Source organism: Mesorhizobium koreense (assembly GCF_031656215.1).
Taxonomy (GTDB): domain Bacteria; phylum Pseudomonadota; class Alphaproteobacteria; order Rhizobiales; family Rhizobiaceae; genus Mesorhizobium_L; species Mesorhizobium_L koreense.
Window position 1 is genome coordinate 1,699,863 of record NZ_CP134228.1, and the last position, 15,458, is coordinate 1,715,320.

Annotated in this window: 16 protein-coding genes; 8 read left to right on the forward strand and 8 right to left on the reverse strand. The window is 63.8% G+C overall.

Annotated features, from left to right (window positions below; translation table 11 throughout):
• Nucleotides 1-101: 101 nt before the first annotated feature.
• Nucleotides 102-1,931, reverse strand: coding sequence for an ABC transporter ATP-binding protein/permease (locus RBH77_RS08205; RefSeq protein WP_311031641.1), 1,830 nt, complete (start codon nucleotides 1,929-1,931; stop codon nucleotides 102-104).
• 109 nt (nucleotides 1,932-2,040) lie between these two features.
• A complete protein-coding gene (locus tag RBH77_RS08210) occupies nucleotides 2,041-2,799 on the reverse strand; it encodes a class I SAM-dependent methyltransferase (RefSeq protein WP_311032468.1) in 759 nt (252 codons plus the stop codon).
• Between the two features lie 116 nt (nucleotides 2,800-2,915).
• Here RBH77_RS08210 and gloB point away from each other — a divergent pair, with 116 nt between their 5' ends.
• On the forward strand, nucleotides 2,916-3,683 hold the full coding sequence (gene gloB / locus RBH77_RS08215; protein WP_311031642.1) for a hydroxyacylglutathione hydrolase: 768 nt from the start codon (nucleotides 2,916-2,918) through the stop codon (nucleotides 3,681-3,683).
• 10 nt (nucleotides 3,684-3,693) lie between these two features.
• Here the strand turns inward: gloB and yddG are convergent, their stop codons facing one another.
• Nucleotides 3,694-4,572, reverse strand: a complete 879-nt coding sequence (gene yddG / locus RBH77_RS08220; RefSeq protein WP_311031643.1) for an aromatic amino acid exporter YddG — start codon at nucleotides 4,570-4,572, stop codon at nucleotides 3,694-3,696.
• 69 nt (nucleotides 4,573-4,641) lie between these two features.
• On the reverse strand, nucleotides 4,642-5,454 hold the full coding sequence (locus RBH77_RS08225; protein WP_311031644.1) for a DUF3108 domain-containing protein: 813 nt from the start codon (nucleotides 5,452-5,454) through the stop codon (nucleotides 4,642-4,644).
• 269 nt (nucleotides 5,455-5,723) lie between these two features.
• On the opposite strand from RBH77_RS08225, the gene rpmB reads away from it, so the two are divergent.
• Both rpmB and RBH77_RS08235 read left to right on the forward strand, forming a co-directional pair.
• The gene (rpmB, locus tag RBH77_RS08230; protein WP_311031645.1) at nucleotides 5,724-6,023 is read left to right on the forward strand and encodes a 50S ribosomal protein L28; all 300 of its coding nucleotides are present in this window, start codon (nucleotides 5,724-5,726) and stop codon (nucleotides 6,021-6,023) included.
• Nucleotides 6,024-6,084: 61 nt separating this feature from the next.
• Entirely contained in the window at nucleotides 6,085-6,708 is a 624-nt protein-coding gene (locus RBH77_RS08235) for a queuosine precursor transporter (protein ID WP_311031646.1), read from the forward strand.
• On the opposite strand, the gene RBH77_RS08240 is transcribed toward RBH77_RS08235, so the two are convergent.
• Entirely contained in the window at nucleotides 6,671-7,030 is a 360-nt protein-coding gene (locus RBH77_RS08240) for a hypothetical protein (RefSeq protein WP_311031647.1), read from the reverse strand. The genes RBH77_RS08235 and RBH77_RS08240 overlap by 38 nt on opposite strands.
• A gap of 546 nt (nucleotides 7,031-7,576) precedes the next feature.
• Between RBH77_RS08240 and RBH77_RS08245 the strand changes: the two genes are divergently transcribed.
• The 3 genes from RBH77_RS08245 to RBH77_RS08255 are packed head-to-tail and all read left to right on the forward strand — an operon-like array spanning nucleotide 7,577 to nucleotide 9,330.
• Entirely contained in the window at nucleotides 7,577-8,158 is a 582-nt protein-coding gene (locus tag RBH77_RS08245) for a hypothetical protein (RefSeq protein WP_311031648.1), read from the forward strand.
• Complete coding sequence (locus tag RBH77_RS08250) at nucleotides 8,155-8,733, forward strand: hypothetical protein (protein WP_311031649.1); 579 nt, start codon at nucleotides 8,155-8,157, stop codon at nucleotides 8,731-8,733. Before RBH77_RS08245 ends, RBH77_RS08250 begins: the two co-directional genes overlap by 4 nt.
• A gap of 9 nt (nucleotides 8,734-8,742) precedes the next feature.
• Nucleotides 8,743-9,330: a hypothetical protein gene (locus RBH77_RS08255; protein WP_311031650.1), complete on the forward strand. Its 588-nt coding sequence runs from the start codon at nucleotides 8,743-8,745 to the stop codon at nucleotides 9,328-9,330.
• Here the strand turns inward: RBH77_RS08255 and RBH77_RS08260 are convergent, their stop codons facing one another.
• Nucleotides 9,331-10,608 carry a hypothetical protein gene (locus RBH77_RS08260; RefSeq protein WP_311031651.1) on the reverse strand — a complete coding sequence of 426 codons (1,278 nt, stop codon included), beginning with the start codon at nucleotides 10,606-10,608 and terminating at the stop codon, nucleotides 9,331-9,333.
• A 183-nt stretch (nucleotides 10,609-10,791) separates the two neighbouring features.
• Here RBH77_RS08260 and RBH77_RS08265 point away from each other — a divergent pair, with 183 nt between their 5' ends.
• A complete protein-coding gene (locus RBH77_RS08265) occupies nucleotides 10,792-11,016 on the forward strand; it encodes a cysteine rich repeat-containing protein (RefSeq protein WP_311031652.1) in 225 nt (74 codons plus the stop codon).
• Nucleotides 11,017-11,033: 17 nt separating this feature from the next.
• Here RBH77_RS08265 and RBH77_RS08270 read toward each other — a convergent pair whose 3' ends face one another.
• The gene (locus RBH77_RS08270; protein ID WP_311031653.1) at nucleotides 11,034-11,315 is read right to left on the reverse strand and encodes a hypothetical protein; all 282 of its coding nucleotides are present in this window, start codon (nucleotides 11,313-11,315) and stop codon (nucleotides 11,034-11,036) included.
• A 118-nt stretch (nucleotides 11,316-11,433) separates the two neighbouring features.
• Nucleotides 11,434-14,163 (reverse strand): preprotein translocase subunit SecA, encoded by a 2,730-nt coding sequence (secA, locus tag RBH77_RS08275; RefSeq protein WP_311031654.1) that lies wholly within the window; start codon nucleotides 14,161-14,163, stop codon nucleotides 11,434-11,436.
• A 264-nt stretch (nucleotides 14,164-14,427) separates the two neighbouring features.
• Between secA and RBH77_RS08280 the strand changes: the two genes are divergently transcribed.
• Nucleotides 14,428-15,369, forward strand: coding sequence for a peptidylprolyl isomerase (locus tag RBH77_RS08280; protein ID WP_311031655.1), 942 nt, complete (start codon nucleotides 14,428-14,430; stop codon nucleotides 15,367-15,369).
• The last annotated feature ends 89 nt before the right edge of the window (nucleotides 15,370-15,458 follow it).

Below are 15,458 nucleotides of genomic sequence, written 5' to 3' on the forward strand. Positions count from 1 at the left end.
TTCGTGGCCATGACGTTAGGGAAGAATCATGTCACCCGTACGACGAAAGTGGAACGTTCCGATGACATTTTCGCGCGCGCTATCGCGACAAAGGTAAATTTTCAGTTCGTCTCCTGCCCCGCTTCGGCTGGCGGCTTTTCCTTTTCCGGTGGCGAAGGCACGTGCATCGGCTTGAGTGATCGGCCGCCCGGGTCCTTTTCGAGATGGAGCGTGCGCGAGAATATCTTGTCGGCAAATCCGGCACGGCCGATATAGAGGATCGTCGCGTCCTTCAGCCTCTTCGTCAGCACTGCGGCCGCCCGCTTGCGCGCGTCGCCCTCCAGCATATCCAGCGCCTCGTCGATGATGACCCAGTCCGGCCGGTGCAGGTCGAGCCGGGCAAAGGCGAGTTGATGCTGCTCCTCGTCGCTCAGCTCGCGCTCCCAGCGCGAGTTTCGGTCGAGAGAGGCGACGAGGCGCTCGAGACCGGCCCGCTTGAGAGCGCCAGCGAATTCGCTCTCCTCGAAAGAATCCTCTCCCAAAGGATAGGACATGGCCTGTCGCAGCGCGCCCGGCGGGAAATAGGGCGTGCGCGGGACGAAGGTGATCGCCTCGTTTTCCGGCATGCCGATATGACCGCTGCCCCATGGCCATAACCCGGCGAGTGCCCGGAAGAACAGCGTCTTGCCGGTTCCGGGATCGCCGGTGACCAGCACCTTCTTGCCGGTGGCGATGGTGACGCGCTTTTCCTTGAGCCTCGTACAGCCGCTCGGCGAGGCGATCTCGACATCCCGCAAGGTTATCCCGTCCCCGCTCGTGTGCTGGAAATCGATCTGCTTCTCCACAGCGTGCAACTCGTCCGTACGGGTCAGCGCAAAGCGGAAGGCGGCGATACGCAAGAGCGTCGCGCGCCAATCGGTGATCGTGTTGATATTGGCCACGAACCAGCGCAGCGAGGAGTGGACGTGGTTGAAGGCGCCGACAGCCATCATCAGCCCACCGAAACTCATATCGCCGGCGAAATAGACGGGCGCTGCTATGATGATCGGAGCCACGATCGTCACCCATCCATAGGCGTCGGTGACCCAGTCGAGGCGAACGTTCGCGGTGACAAGGCGACGCAGGACACCGACCAAGGTGCCAAGGTCGCGCTCCAGCCGGCGCTGCTCGTCCGCCTGGCCGCCGGCGAGCGTGACGGCATCGACATGCTCGTTTACGCGCACCAGTGAGTAACGCAAATCTGCCTCGCGGGCGTAGCGTTCGCCGGTCAGGCCGATCAGGGGCCGCCCGACCAGCCAGCTCAGCCATGAGGCCGAGGCGGCGTAGATGATCGCCGCCCAGACCATGTAGCCGGGTATCTGGAAGCTGTGGCCCGATACGTGGAAGGTGAAACCCGACGAAAGCGACCAGAGTACACCGACGAAGGAGACGAGCAGCACCGTCGACTGCACGAGCCCGATCGCCAGCGATGTGGAGAGGTCGGTCAGATGACCGGAATCCTCGTGCATGCGCTGGTCGGGGTTGACGCCAATCGCGCCCGCGTTCGCCAGCCGGAAGGCGCGCCTTCCCTTCAGCCATTCGCCAATCAGGTCGAGGGTGAGGCCTTCGCGCAGCCTGAGCTTGAGCATCTGGCTCAGCCATGTCTGGAAGACGCCGAGGACGAGCAGTCCGCCGGCGATCAGGAAGAAGATCACAAGCTGATGGAAGAAGTCGGGAACGTCGCGGCGTTCGATGGCGTCGTAGAAAGGGCGGTACCAACGGTTGAGGATGATCTGGCCGCCGGCATTCGCTAGGATCATGGTGAACATGCCGCCCGAAAGCCAGAAGATCGTATTGCGTAGCGGTGATGCCATGAAGGCGCGCGTCATCATCGCCATTTGCTCGCGCAGGCTATAGTCGGCTTGTTGCGGCGGTGGCGATGCCTTTTCGGGTTCCGGCTTCTTGTCAGGCATGGGAAAAATCTTCCTGTGGCGGCGGGGTATGAATCGGGCGGCGGCTCTCGCTTCCGCCCGGCATCATTCCGAGACCGGATATGGTACGAAAAACGGCGACGTCAGCCCATCATGGTTTCCTGCTGCGTGCGACGGGCCGCAGCCGTCCCGCGCCCTGAGGCGTCAGCACCGGCACGAAGACGCGGCGCGAGGCGCGCGCCGCGACCGGCAGGCCTTGATAGAGGCGCTTCTGCGCCTCCACCACGAGGACGCCGGCGAACATCGGGCCCAAGCGCCGCCCCGCGCGTTCGAAGAGCTGGTGGAGGCGAAGGGTGGCACGGTGGACGCTCGGCGGAAAGAAAAGTGCCTCGGCATAGGCGCCGGGTGTGAAATTGGTCTCGCGAAGAAGCGCGGTCAACTGGCCGCGCGAATAGGGTCGGCCGGTGCCGAAGGGCGTGTGCTCGAAGCGCGCCCACACGCCGCGGCGGTTCGGCACGACGATGACGAGGCGGCCGCCCGGCGCCAGCACCCGCCAGACCTCCATCAGCGTCTCGCGCGGATTCTCGGCGTGTTCGAGCGAATGGACCATCAGCACGCGGTCTATCGAGGAATCGACCAGGGGCAGATCCTCGTCGAAAACGAGCGCCGTCGAAGACGGGCCGGTCGGCGGCCAGTTCACCGCTCCCTGCGCCGCTGGCATGAAGGCGAAGACGCGCTCGGCTTCCGTGCCGAAGCGCTCCAGCCAGGGCACGGCGTAGCCGAGGCCGACCAGCCGCTCATTGCCGAGCGTCGCCCAGATCGAAGCAAGCGCCATCGCTATCGAACGCTCGGCCAGCCGGCCCAGCGTCGAGGCGTAGAAGGAGCGCAGATCGACGATATCGCTGTGCATGGCCGGGACGGTAGCCGCGCCGGCGGACAACGGCAAGATTGGCGTCCTGCCGACAGTCGCCGGGGTGACAGGGCGCCCGATGCTCTCTATCTCTGCGGCAACGAAAGGAGACATCAATGGCCATCGAGATCGAGCAGTTCATGTGCCTGAGCGACAATTTCGGCGTGCTGATCCACGACCGGGAAAGCGGAGAGAGCGCGCTTATCGATGCGCCCGAAGAAGGGCCGATCCTCAAGGCGATCGAGAAGACCGGATGGAAGCCCTCTACGATCTTCATTACGCATCACCATACGGACCATGTGCAGGCCAATCTGGCGCTGAAGGAAAAGTTCGGGCTGAAGATCGTCGGGCCGAAGGCGGAAGCCTCGAAGATACCGGGCATCGACGAGACGGTCGCCGAGGGCGATATTCTGCATTTCGGCGGCGAGCCCGTTCATGTGATCGAGACGCCCGGCCATACGGCCGGCCACGTGAGCTACCATTTCCCGCAAAGCGGCGTCGTCTTCACCGCCGATACGCTTTTCGCGCTCGGCTGCGGGCGCCTTTTCGAATGTCCGCCGGAGACGATGTTCGCCTCGCTCAAGAAACTCGCGGTTCTTCCGGTTACGACGCGAGTTTATTGCGGTCACGAATATACCGAGGCGAATGTCCGCTTCGCGCTGACGGTCGATCCCGAGAACAGCGCGCTCGTCGCCCGCGCGGAGGAAATCCGCAAGCTTCGGGCGGAAGGCAAGCCGACACTGCCGACCACGATCGAGCGCGAACTCGATACCAACCCGTTCCTGCGCTGGCACGACGCGAGCGTGCGCAATACGCTCGGCATGCAGCAAGCCTCGGACGCGGAGGTGTTTGCGGAGATAAGGAAGCGCAAGGACAACTTTTGAACGAAACTCGTCAGGCTTCGACGGAACGCGCCCGGCGGAAGAGCATCGATTTCGCGGCCAGAACGGCGCCGACCGTGATGAGGGCGCAGGCAGTGAGGATACGCGGCGTCGCTTCCGCGGCACCCGCCGCGATCAGCACCAGCGTCGAGAGAAGCGGGGCCGCGTAGCTTGCCGCGCCGAGCACCTGGATGTTGCCGTGCTTGACGCCGTGGTCCCAGGCATAGAAGGCGGCGCCTACCGGCATCAGGCCAAGCCCGGCGACGGCGAGCCACTGGCCCCAGCCTTCCGGCCAGACGGTCTGTTCCAGAAGCATGTGGCAGATCAGCGAAAGCACCGCCGTCGCCGCGCAGAACCAGGTGACAACGCCGGTCGGCACGGCGGGGAAGCGCCGCGACAGAAGCGAATAGCTCGACCAGACAAGCGCGCAGACGACCGCCGCGGCGTAGCCTGTCGCATAGCGGCTGTCGAAATCGAGACGGCCGCCCTTCGTCACGATGAGAAAGGCGCCGGCGAGCCCAAGCATCGCGCCCGCCAGATGGTGCCAGCGCAGCCGCTCGCCTGGCAGGAGCGCCGATCCGACGACGATCAGAAGCGGCCACAGATAGGCAATCAGGCTTGCCTCCACGGCAGGCGCGTTGCGCAGTGCGGTGAAGTAGAAGAAGTGGTAGCCGAACAGGCCGGCGATGCCGATCACCCAGACTTTTGCCGGAATGGGTTTCCTCTGGGCGGGAGGCGAAAGGAAACGCGCGGCGAGGCCGAGGGCGGTGCCGATCGCAAAGGCCATCGCCGCAAGCTGAAAGGGCGGCACACTGCCCGAGGCAGCGGTGAGGAGCGCCAGGAGCGCCCACATCACCACGGCCGAAAAGCCGATCAGCGTCGCCCGCGCCATATCCGTTTCCCATCTTGCCCGGTTGCGGAGGGCTGGCACGGGCGGAGGGGAGATGCAAGGGCCATGAAGCTATTGCGATGCCTCCAACTTGTCGGCCCGGACGGTGACGGTACCGATCTTGGTGCCCACGGAGGCGGAGACAGGCACGAACATGCCGGTCGCGCCCATCGGCGCGAAGGCAACGGTCATAGCGGTCTTTTTCAGATATTCGATGGTGGAACTGCCGGGCTTGTAGCCGCCGACCGGCGTGAAGCGGGCCGTACATATGGTCGCCTCGCCGGAATAGCCGGGGATCGTGAACGGCTTTTTGCCAGCGTAGCTGAAGCGTATGTCGGCACGAAGCTCGCCGTCATAGTAACGGAACGTCTTCGTGCACACGTCGGCCGGCTTTTCGGCGCGCACCATGATGCCCGAAAGGGGATCGGTGGCCGCCTTGAGGTCCGCGGCGGAGAGCGCCACCCATTTCTTGCGTTTCTTCAGAGGTGGGATGTTCAGCGTGCGGGAGACCGCGCCGTCCGCGTAATCGATCTCGGTACGCTTGTTCTTCTTTCCGGATTTATAGGCGATCACAAAGGAATCCGGCGCCACGCCGTCCCCCGACAGGTGTCCGCGCACGCTCGTCGTGCCCTTGGTATCGTCGATCACGCGGGCGAGGCCGGCCGTGGCGATGGTGCCGTCGATCCGGATCGCATCGCCGTCGAGCATACTGGTGAAACTGGTACGGGCGAGGGTAAGGCCGTAGATGGAGACCGTATAATCGGCTGTGAACTTTTTCGGTGCAGCCACAGCCGCCTGTGGCGCTGCCGCGAAAATCACCGCAATAAGGGCCGCCATGGCGGAAACAACCGAGAGGGAGGTAGCCGGCGACGGATGGTCAGCCATTATGCGCGATCCAGTTGCGAAGCGTGTCCCTCGTGCCCGGTTTATAGTGGAGATTCCGGCGAAGTTGTGGATGGCGCCGCTGCTTCGGGTTTCGCGCGGGCCGTCGCGAAGATCGTGCTTGAAGATCGCTGCTCTCCGGCTTGACGGTTCGGCTAAATGCCACTATGGGAACGCCAACTTTTTCCATGCGGCCGCCTGACCCTGCCCGCGCGCCAAGCCAAACGGTGCGGCACTGGTCCATGGCCCAGAATAACCGAAGGTCGAACGAAATGTCCCGTACCTGTGAACTGACCGGCAAGTCCGTCATGAGTGGCAACAATGTCAGCCATGCGAACAACAGGACGCGGCGCCGCTTCCTGCCGAACCTCGTCAGCGTCACCCTGATCTCCGAGGCGCTGAACCAGAGCTTCCGGCTGCGCATCTCGGCGAACGCGCTTCGTTCGGTCGAGCATCGCGGTGGGCTCGACGCTTTTCTCCTGAAGGCCGGCAACGACGATCTTTCCCAGCGCGCGCGGCTCCTGAAGAAGCAGATCGCCAAGAAGATCGCCGGCGAGGCCGCCGCGGCCTGACCGCTTGCGGCGGCAATTCGCTGCCCGCAGCGTCACTGGTTCCATCACCCAGGATAAAAAAATGACCTTGCGCAGAGAACTTCTGCCTTTCGCCCTGGCGATGGCCGCCGTCGTCACGGCGTCGAATATCCTCGTCCAATATCCGTTCGATCATTTGGGCCTCGGCGAAATCCTCACCTGGGGCGCCTTCTCCTATCCTGTCGCCTTTCTGGTCAACGACCTGACCAATCGGCGCTATGGCAAGCCTGCGGCGCGTCGCGTCGTGCTGGCCGGTTTCATCGTCGGCGCGCTTTTCTCGGTGTGGCTCGCCACGCCACGCATCGCCATCGCCTCAGGCACGGCGTTCCTCATCGGCCAACTTCTCGACATCACGGTGTTCGGCCGGCTGAGAAGGCAGGCGTGGTGGCGGGCACCGCTTGCCGCGACCATGTGCGGCTCGCTCATCGATACCGCGATCTTCTTTTCGCTCGCCTTTGCCGCACCCTTCGCCTTCCTCGACACGGGCTTCGGGCTGGCCGACGGCTCGCTCGCGTTCCCGTCCGAACTCTTCGGCGGGCAGGCTCCGCTGTGGATGACGCTGGCGCTCGGCGACCTTTCCGTGAAAATCATCATGGGTCTCCTGATGCTGGTGCCATACGGCGCGCTGCTCAACGTGCTGAAGCCCGTGCCGGCGCTGGCGCGATAGCGCCATCGGCGACTTCGACAGGGGCCTGGCGCCGTATCAGCCGGATAAGGAAGGCGAGCATCAACGCGGCGCGATCGATCGTCCGGCTGTCGATACCGGCACCACAATGGCCGCCGCCTTCTCGGTCGAAGACGAACTGGCAAGAGCGGGCGCGCCGGCAATCCTTGCGGCGGCAGCGCTGCGGCATTCCCTCGACATCGGCGGCGAACCGCATGGCCTTGACCATCAGATCCCTCAGGGCGGGTATGCGTGCCATCTCGCCGGCGAAGTCCTCTGAAGGGTCCGGTGACGAGGAGGCGGGCGAGTAAGCTTTGTCTTGCATCGGCATGTCCTCCGAACGGCAGGCGTGCGGAAACCTGTCCGCACCCCGCAAGGCCGGGAAGCGGACGCAGGAACCGCGCCTTCTCAATGTTTTGTGTGCGGCGCGGTAACCTGCATCCGCCGGCGTTCTTGCCTCATCCATGGGCGGCATTCCCGCCGCCGACCGGATCGAGGCCCGGGCCTGGGGGTTCATCACCCAGCGGCGTTACCGTAACGCCACCGGCCCGGCGCCGCCGCCCCCCACGCTCATCCGGTTCATGACCCGTGTTCCCGTGAGGGCGGTGACGGCGATTATGGGGGAGTCCCGAAGGGCGTGGAGAAAGAAAGGCGAAGAAAATTCGGCGATGCAGGAATGTGAAGGGTTTGGGAGCTAAACAGGCGCAAGTTTATCCACGTCCGGTTCGGCCGGGACCCCTCATCCGACCGAGCTTCGCTCGGCCACCTTTTCATCGGCGTACGATGGCCGGTCGGCGCCGGGCAGGGTTCCATCCGGGCGGCTTTTTTCCTAACTTGCGACGAGGCGGGCGGCCGAATCGGAATCTGAAGTATGTTCGGCACCCTCGGCGGCAAGCTGAAGACATGGATCACCGCCGGCGCCGGAACCATCGCGGCGATATTGGTGGCTGGGCTTCTTGGCGCGTTCGGCGCTCTTCCCAAGCCCGAGATGCAGCACTTCGCTCCCGATACCACGATCGAGACCGGGCAATGGCTGATCAAGCCGCTCCGCCTCCATGTCGGGGAGGAGCGCGTCTACGGCCTTCCTGTCAAACCCGACGAGAAGGCCGTCATCCTCGAGGTCGAACTGACCAATCGCACGGCCGAATCCACAAAGGACTATTTCACGGCCATCCAGCCCGCCGAGCCTTTCGCCGATACCACCGAAAGCCCGCTGATTGTCCTGACACGCGACCAGACGATGTCGCCGGAGCTTCAGCCGGGCCTGCCCGAACGGATGGCCTATATCTGGACACTGCCGAAGGACCGTGCGCTTCCGGCCTCACTTTCCTTCATCGTCAATACGCAAATCTACAAGGCACGCGATAATCTCTACGGGACGCCGGGTTGGTTCAACAAGCATCCCGCCGGAACGGTCTCGCTTCCCTTGCAGGCCAAAGGGGGTAGCGCGTGATCCGCCGCGTCGCGAACGTTGTCCTTCTCGTAGTCGCGGTGGTGCTCTGTTACGGCATGCGGACTTCAACGCCGCATTATGCCCAACTGACCGGACCGATACCTGTCCGTGGGGGGATAGGGGATACGATCGAAGCGCGCAGCTTCTCCCTCAAGGTCGCGAAGATCGGATTCGCGCGCACGCTCAAACTCAATGCGTTCGGCAAGGAGAAGATGCTGACCACCGGCGGCCTTTGGGCCATCGTGACGGCGGAGCTTGCGGCGAAGGACGCATCGGTATCGGTATGGGGCGGCATGTGGAGAGGGCCGGGAGGCTTGCGCTACCACACGACCGAGAGGCTCGGCGTAGTGCGGAGCGCACCGCCCTTTTTTCTTGAGCCGGGCTTGCCGAGGAAGGTCCGGTTCGTCTTCGAGATACCCGCCGATCAGGCGGCGAATGCGACGCTCCTGGTGTCGAGCGCGCGGTTTTCGGCGCTCGATTCCGAGGCGCGCGTTGCGCTCGGCACCGTGGAAACGGGCGCGGACAGCCTGCCGGCCGGCGTGATCGAAACTTTCGATCTGGACCAGCCGATCTGAGGAGGCCGCATGCAAGCTGTCGATACGATGAGCCGCGGTCGAATAGCGGAGGGCCACTCCGGGACGGAACGGAAATGGCGGCGGCGGGCGCTCTGGGCGCTTGTCGTGCTGCTGCCCGCGGTGATTGTCGAGACAAGCTATGGAAGCGTGCGCACATTCCTCGGGGACAAGGATCTGATCGCCCGAGACGTCGCCTGGGGGAGCGCGGCGCATTTCGGCGGCAGCGACTGGCAACTGACGGATCTGCGCACGGCGCTCGGAATGGAGGGACTGCCGGCCAACGCCGTTCCGGTGCTCGCGGATTTCACCGTAACGGTCGGCGATCCCGACATGCAGAAATTGTGGGTTGGCTGCAAGATATTCCTGACCGACGCGGCGGGGCGGCAATGGACGCCGACCGCGGCCATCTCGTTGAGGGCGCCGGCCGATGTCATGATCTGCGCGTCGGCGGCTTTTTCCGGCGCAAAGAGAGGCGACAAGCTGAAGGTCCGTGAGACGTTCCTGGTGCCGAAGGATGCTATAGCGACCATCCAGGCGGCCGTCGGAGTGGGGAGCGAGCGGCCCTATTATCTCCGCTTCCGGCGGCCGGAATCCTGATCAGGCGGCCGCCCCGACCGCCGTTGCGGTGCGACGCGGCAGCGCGAATGCGGTTTCCAGGATTGCGGCGAGGAAGCAAATGCGCAACGGCTCGACCAGAATGCCGGTCGAGGAATCCTGGAAGGGACTGCCGAACAGCAGGGTGACTCCCTGGGCGATGACCTGCCAGGTGTCGAGATCGTGAGCGCCGATCAGCCGCGTCGCGCCGAGCCAGAGCCAGGCCGAGCCCCAGTCGATCAGCCGGTAGCCGACGATCAGCACCACGATCAGGAGCAGGCCGGAACTCAGCGTGATGCGCACGCCATTGGCGATCGGGAGATAGCGAGAGCGATAGCCCTTGATGAAATGCCCGACGAAGTCGCGCAGGAATTTCGGCACGCGCGCGTAACGTTCGCCGATCTGCCCGATGCGCCGGTGGGCGCCGATCAACTCGCGGTCGTCGCGTACGTCGTAGCCGTAAATAAGCGCCGCCATGACCAGCCAGATGATCGGCAGTAGCATGTAGAAGAAAAGGTTGATCGCGGTGGTCGTGGTATTGACCGAGGTCATTTCCACGGGCGGTGGCGTGGCGGCGGCAGCGGACGTGACCGGCCCGGCTATCGTATCGGCCGCCGTCTGAAGGAAAGACCATATGTTCCTGCTCATGATCCAATGCAGGGCGCTGTCCTTCCAGCGGCTGATGACGTAGAGGCCGACGAAGATCCAGTTCGTCTCGCAGACGACCACCACGATCTCCCACAAGGAAGTGGCCGACCGTTTCTGCATGGTCTTGGCGAATCGGCGGATAACCCATGAGATCGCCACCGACAGCAGCAGCCAGCGCGAATCGAGCACATCCAGAACGTTGTTGCTTACGCCGAAGGGCGTGAGTTCAAGCGACAGGCGGGAATATTGGCGCACGATATCGCCGAGGAATCCCCATGCCGCGTAATAGGCGAAGAAGGGCAGGAGCGCGATGGTGACCATGCGGGCGAAGCCTGAACCTGCCCCCGCTTCGGCGGGTCCGTCGCTTTCCGCGGATGCCTGAGCGGCGCGGATGGATGGCAGGCCGGGGCGCAGGACCTGGAACATCGCCACCGTGACGATAAGCTGCGCGAGCGCCACGAGAGTCAACAGCGCCAGCCCTGCGAAGTGGTTGTGGATGCTGACCTGCGCGGCAAGCTGCATCAGCAGGTCACCCGCGAAGATGCCGATGAGGACGAGGGCGACAAGCTGCGGCCAGAAGCGGAAGAGAAGAGAAAAGGTCAGCCCGACTGGGCGTATGGCGTCTGCGAACATTCCTGTCCCCTGCGACGCCCCCACGCCGCGCTTTTTAGCAAATCTTCAGAGAATGTCTCCCCCGAACGCCCGATTGCGTGTGGATGCCCGATGTTTTCAGTCCGTGCCGGCCAGACGGGGCGATTGACGGGGGAAGCGGGAACTGCCAATTGGCATCATCGTATCAACGGAGGGGGGACCGCCATGCGATGGGCGACGGGTGCTGTGTTAATTTCCGCGTTGCTGCTTTGCGGATCGGGGACGGCGATGGCGCAGACCATGGCCGAAAAGCTGGCGTGCAAGGCCGACTTCCAGAAGCTCTGCCCCGGCGTCAAGCCGGGCGACGGGCGTCCGTTCGCCTGCCTTGCCGAACACAAGGACAAGCTTTCGCCGTCCTGTGCCAAGGTGATCGCGGCTCACAAGAAATAAGCGGTCGCCCGAAGCGCTCAGTTGCAGGGAACTCCGTTGGTCGGCGTGCAGGTCGATCGCATCATCGGGACGTTCGGGGTAGGCTGCGGCTGTGAGTTCATGCGCCGGTCCTGTTCCCGATCGAGTTGCTGGCGCAACTGGAACTGCCGGGCCTGGGCACGGTCGCGCTCGATCTGCAGTTGAGCCGGCGGCGTCACGACGATGACCCGCTTCTGCTCGGCATTGGCTTGCGGCACCACGAGCGCCGTCGCGACCAGCGCGCCGGCAAGGATCGACCTGACAAATCCACTATGGGGCATGGGTCCGGCTCCGTGTCCTTCATCCCATCAAGATAAGGTGCCGGACGCCGTCCGGCCAGCCGAACAAGCGAAATTGAACGAAAGCGAGTGATGGCACGGCCACCATTTCGCTCTTCGATCAGGCAAACGCGCCGTGGCAGTGCTTGTATTTCTTGCCCGACCCGCAGGGGCAGGGCTCGTTGCGGCCGACCTTGCCCCAGCTCGCGGGGTTTTTCGGGTCGCGCTTTTCCGCCGGCACGACGCGCTGGGTCTCGCGGGCGAGCGTCATGACATCGCCGTCGGCGAAATCATCCTCGCCGGTCGTGGCGTCCAGATGGCGGGCCACCATCTGAGGCAGTTCCGGTTCGGCCTCGGGCGGCTGTTCCTGCACCAGTTCGACGCGCATCAATTGCCCCGTCACCGCCTGGCGAAGATTGCCGAGCAATGCCTGGAAAAGCTCGAAAGTCTCGGATTTGTATTCGTTCAGCGGGTCGCGCTGGCCGTAGCCGCGGAATCCGATGACCGAGCGCAGATGGTCTAGATTGACCAGATGCTCGCGCCAAAGTGCGTCGAGCGTCTGCAGCACCACCGATTTCTGCACATAGGTCATGATGTCGGGGCCGAAGCGCTCGGCGCGCGCGGCCGCCGCCTCGTCGGCCGCGTGGGTGATGCGCTCCCTGATCTCCTCCTCGGCGATGCCCTCTTCCTTGACCCATTCGTCGACCGGCAGATCGAGGTTGAGGAACTGCTGCACGCCTTCCTTGAGGCCGGTGGCGTCCCATTGCTCGGCATAGGCGCGCTCGGGGATATGGCGGGCGACGAGGTCCTCGATCACCTCCTGCCGCATTTCGGTGACGGTCTCGTCGAGATTGACACCGTCCATCAGTTCGAGCCGCTGGCCGAAAACGACCTTGCGCTGGTCGTTCATCACGTCGTCATATTTCAGGAGGTTCTTGCGGATATCGAAGTTGCGCGCCTCGACCTTGGTCTGCGCCTTCTCCAGCGCCTTGTTGATCCAGGGATGGATGATGGCCTCGCCCTCCTTGAGGCCGAGCTTCTTCAGCATCCCGTCCATGCGCTCCGAGCCGAAGATGCGCATCAGATCGTCCTGCAGCGACAGGTAGAATTTCGAGCGGCCGGGGTCGCCCTGGCGGCCGGAACGACCTCTGAGCTGGTTGTCGATACGCCGCGATTCGTGACGCTCGGTGGCGAGAACGTAAAGGCCGCCGGAAGCGAGCGCCTTTTCCTTCAGTCGCGCGATGTCCGCACGGATCGCCTCTTCCGCCGCTTCGCGCTCGGGCCCTTCGGGCATGTCGGCCAGTTCCTCGGCGATGCGCATGTCGGCATTGCCGCCGAGCTGGATGTCGGTGCCGCGACCGGCCATGTTGGTGGCGATGGTGACGGCACCCGGCCTGCCGGCCTGCGCGACGATGGAGGCCTCGCGCTCGTGGTGGCGGGCGTTCAGCACCTCGAAGTCCTTGAAGCCCTCCTTGCGCAGGCGGTCGGCGAGATATTCCGACTTCTCGATGGAGGCGGTGCCGACGAGGATCGGCTGGCCCTTCTCGTTCGCCGCGCGGATCTCGTCGACAATGGCGCGGTATTTCTCCTCGACCGTACGGTAGACCTCGTCGTCCTCGTCCTTGCGGACGACGGGAAGGTTGGTCGGGATCTCGATCACGTCGAGACCGTAGATGTTGCCGAATTCCTCCGCCTCGGTCGCGGCGGTGCCGGTCATGCCGGCCAGCTTCTCGTACATGCGGAAATAGTTCTGGAAGGTGATGGAAGCGAGCGTCTGGTTCTCCGGCTGGATGGTGACATGCTCCTTTGCCTCCAGCGCCTGGTGCAGGCCTTCCGAATAGCGGCGGCCGGGCATCATGCGGCCGGTGAATTCGTCGATGATGACGATCTCGTTGTTCCTGACGATGTAGTCCTTGTCCTTCGTGAACAGGAGATGCGCCTTCAGCGCGTTGTTCACGTGGTGGACCATCCCGACATTTTCGATGTCGTAGAGCGATTCGCCCTTGAGCAGCCCCGCTTCCTCGAGCCGGTTCTCGATCTTCTCCGTACCTTCCTCGGTGAAGGTCGAGGTACGTTGCTTCTCGTCAAGCTCGTAGTCTTCCGGCTTGAGGTCGAGCATGAAGGTGTCGACGGTATTGTACATCTCCGAGCGATCCTCGAGCGGACCGGAGATGATGAGAGGCGTACGCGCCTCGTCGATCAGGATCGAATCGACCTCATCGACGATGGCGTAGTGGTGGGGGCGCTGGACCATCTGCGCGCGGTCGTATTTCATATTGTCGCGCAGATAGTCGAAGCCGAGTTCGTTGTTGGTGCCGTAAGTGACGTCGCAGGCATAGGCGGCGCGGCGCTCGTCGTCGTCGAGGCCATGGACGATGACGCCGACGGTGAGACCGAGGAATTTGTAGATGCGGCCCATCCACTCGGCGTCGCGGGTGGCGAGATAGTCGTTGACGGTGACGACATGCACGCCCTTGCCGAGGAGCGCGTTCAGGTAGACGGGAAGCGTGGCGACCAGCGTCTTGCCCTCGCCGGTGCGCATTTCGGCGATGGCGCCCTGGTTCAGGACCATGCCGCCGATCAACTGGACGTCGAAGGGCCGCATGCCGAGCACGCGCCGGGAAGCCTCGCGCGCGGTGGCGAAGGCGGGCACCAGAATATCGTCCAGCTTGGCGCCGTTCGCCAGATCGGCGCGGAACTGGTCGGTACGGGCGCGCAGTTCCTCGTCGGAAAGCGCCCGCATCTCGTTTTCCATGGCATTGACCGCCTCGACCCTGGGCCGGAGCGACTTCACCCGCCTTTCATTGGACGAGCCGAATATCTTCTTGGCCAATACGCCGACTCTGACCATCCAGTAGGCCTTTCAATCCTGATGACGCCGGCTTCGGGCCGACGGGATCCGCTGCCGAGGCTTGAAAGCGGAGAACAATCCGAAAGGCGTCCGGAAATCGCTTCTGGACGCAAAGATGAAGGACAGATAAGAGGGGCCACAAGCGATGTCAACGCTGCATCCAGGCTCTCCGGCAAGCGGAATTCCGCCACATTCGGGCCGGTTTACGGGTGCATCGTCAACCCGACAACCCATCATCCCATAACCCGTCGCTGGAGACCCTTGATGCCGATCACGCTACGCCGCTCCCTGCTTGCTTCCGCCGGGCTGGCGGTCGGAACCCTGCTTTTCGTTGCCGGCCCTGCCGCAGCGGAGGATGCCGCGCAGCCGGCGCCTGCAACTCAGACACCCGCAACTCAGGCACCCGCCGCCGAGGCGGCGAAGCCGACGCCGTCTCCCGACACGGTGCTCGCCCACGTCAACGGCAAGGCGATCACCGAGGCCGATGTCGAACTCGCCGAGACGGATCTCGACCCGCAATTCGCCAAGCTGCCGCCCGAGCAGCGGCGCGCGGCAGCACTTTCGGCGCTGATCGAAATCCGGGTGATGGCCGACAAGGCCGTCGCCGACGGGATCGACAAGGACCCCGAGTTCAAGCGTCGCATGGAACTCCTGCATGAGCGGGCGCTGCATAGCGCTCTGGTCGACAAGGAGGTCGCCGGCGCGATCACGGACGCAGATCTCAAGAAACGCTACGACGAAGAGATGGCCAAGCAGCCGCCGGTGAACGAAATCCATGCACGCCACATCCTGGTGAAGACCAAGGAGGAGGCCGAGGCGATCATCAAGGAACTCGACGCGGGCGGCGATTTCGAGAAAATCGCCAAGGAGAAGTCGACCGACGGCGCCGCGCCGCAGGGAGGCGATCTGGGCTATTTCACGGAGGACCAGATGGTGCCTGAATTCTCCAAGGCAGCATTTGCGCTCCCCGTCGGCAAATATACCGAGCAGCCGGTAAAGACGCAGTTCGGCTGGCACGTGATCAAGGTTGAGGACAAGCGCACCAAGCAGCCGCCTTCCTTCGATCAGGTGAAGAGCCAGCTTCGCCAGGTCGTGCTGCGTGACAAATATTTCGCGATGGTCAAGGAAATCCGCGCGGCCGCCAAGGTCGATGTCAGCGATCCGGACCTGAAAAAGGAAATCGATGCGATGGACAACGCGCAGTAAGAGACCGGCGGAGTTCAAACGGCCTCCAAGGCCATGGGATCGACGGAAAAGGGCGCGACCGGCAGTACCGGGCGCGCCCTTGTTCTTTC

Bases quoted from the DNA above. Each gene is read 5' to 3' on its own strand.
- RBH77_RS08205 (WP_311031641.1), bottom strand. From the start codon at position 1,931: ATGCCTGACAAGAAGCCGGAACCCGAAAAGGCATCGCCACCGCCGCAA.
- RBH77_RS08210 (WP_311032468.1), bottom strand. From the start codon at position 2,799: ATGCACAGCGATATCGTCGATCTGCGCTCCTTCTACGCCTCGACGCTG.
- gloB (WP_311031642.1), top strand. From the start codon at position 2,916: ATGGCCATCGAGATCGAGCAGTTCATGTGCCTGAGCGACAATTTCGGC.
- yddG (WP_311031643.1), bottom strand. From the start codon at position 4,572: ATGGCGCGGGCGACGCTGATCGGCTTTTCGGCCGTGGTGATGTGGGCG.
- RBH77_RS08225 (WP_311031644.1), bottom strand. From the start codon at position 5,454: ATGGCTGACCATCCGTCGCCGGCTACCTCCCTCTCGGTTGTTTCCGCC.
- rpmB (WP_311031645.1), top strand. From the start codon at position 5,724: ATGTCCCGTACCTGTGAACTGACCGGCAAGTCCGTCATGAGTGGCAAC.
- RBH77_RS08235 (WP_311031646.1), top strand. From the start codon at position 6,085: ATGACCTTGCGCAGAGAACTTCTGCCTTTCGCCCTGGCGATGGCCGCC.
- RBH77_RS08240 (WP_311031647.1), bottom strand. From the start codon at position 7,030: ATGCAAGACAAAGCTTACTCGCCCGCCTCCTCGTCACCGGACCCTTCA.
- RBH77_RS08245 (WP_311031648.1), top strand. From the start codon at position 7,577: ATGTTCGGCACCCTCGGCGGCAAGCTGAAGACATGGATCACCGCCGGC.
- RBH77_RS08255 (WP_311031650.1), top strand. From the start codon at position 8,743: ATGCAAGCTGTCGATACGATGAGCCGCGGTCGAATAGCGGAGGGCCAC.
- RBH77_RS08260 (WP_311031651.1), bottom strand. From the start codon at position 10,608: ATGTTCGCAGACGCCATACGCCCAGTCGGGCTGACCTTTTCTCTTCTC.
- RBH77_RS08265 (WP_311031652.1), top strand. From the start codon at position 10,792: ATGCGATGGGCGACGGGTGCTGTGTTAATTTCCGCGTTGCTGCTTTGC.
- RBH77_RS08270 (WP_311031653.1), bottom strand. From the start codon at position 11,315: ATGCCCCATAGTGGATTTGTCAGGTCGATCCTTGCCGGCGCGCTGGTC.
- secA (WP_311031654.1), bottom strand. From the start codon at position 14,163: ATGGTCAGAGTCGGCGTATTGGCCAAGAAGATATTCGGCTCGTCCAAT.
- RBH77_RS08280 (WP_311031655.1), top strand. From the start codon at position 14,428: ATGCCGATCACGCTACGCCGCTCCCTGCTTGCTTCCGCCGGGCTGGCG.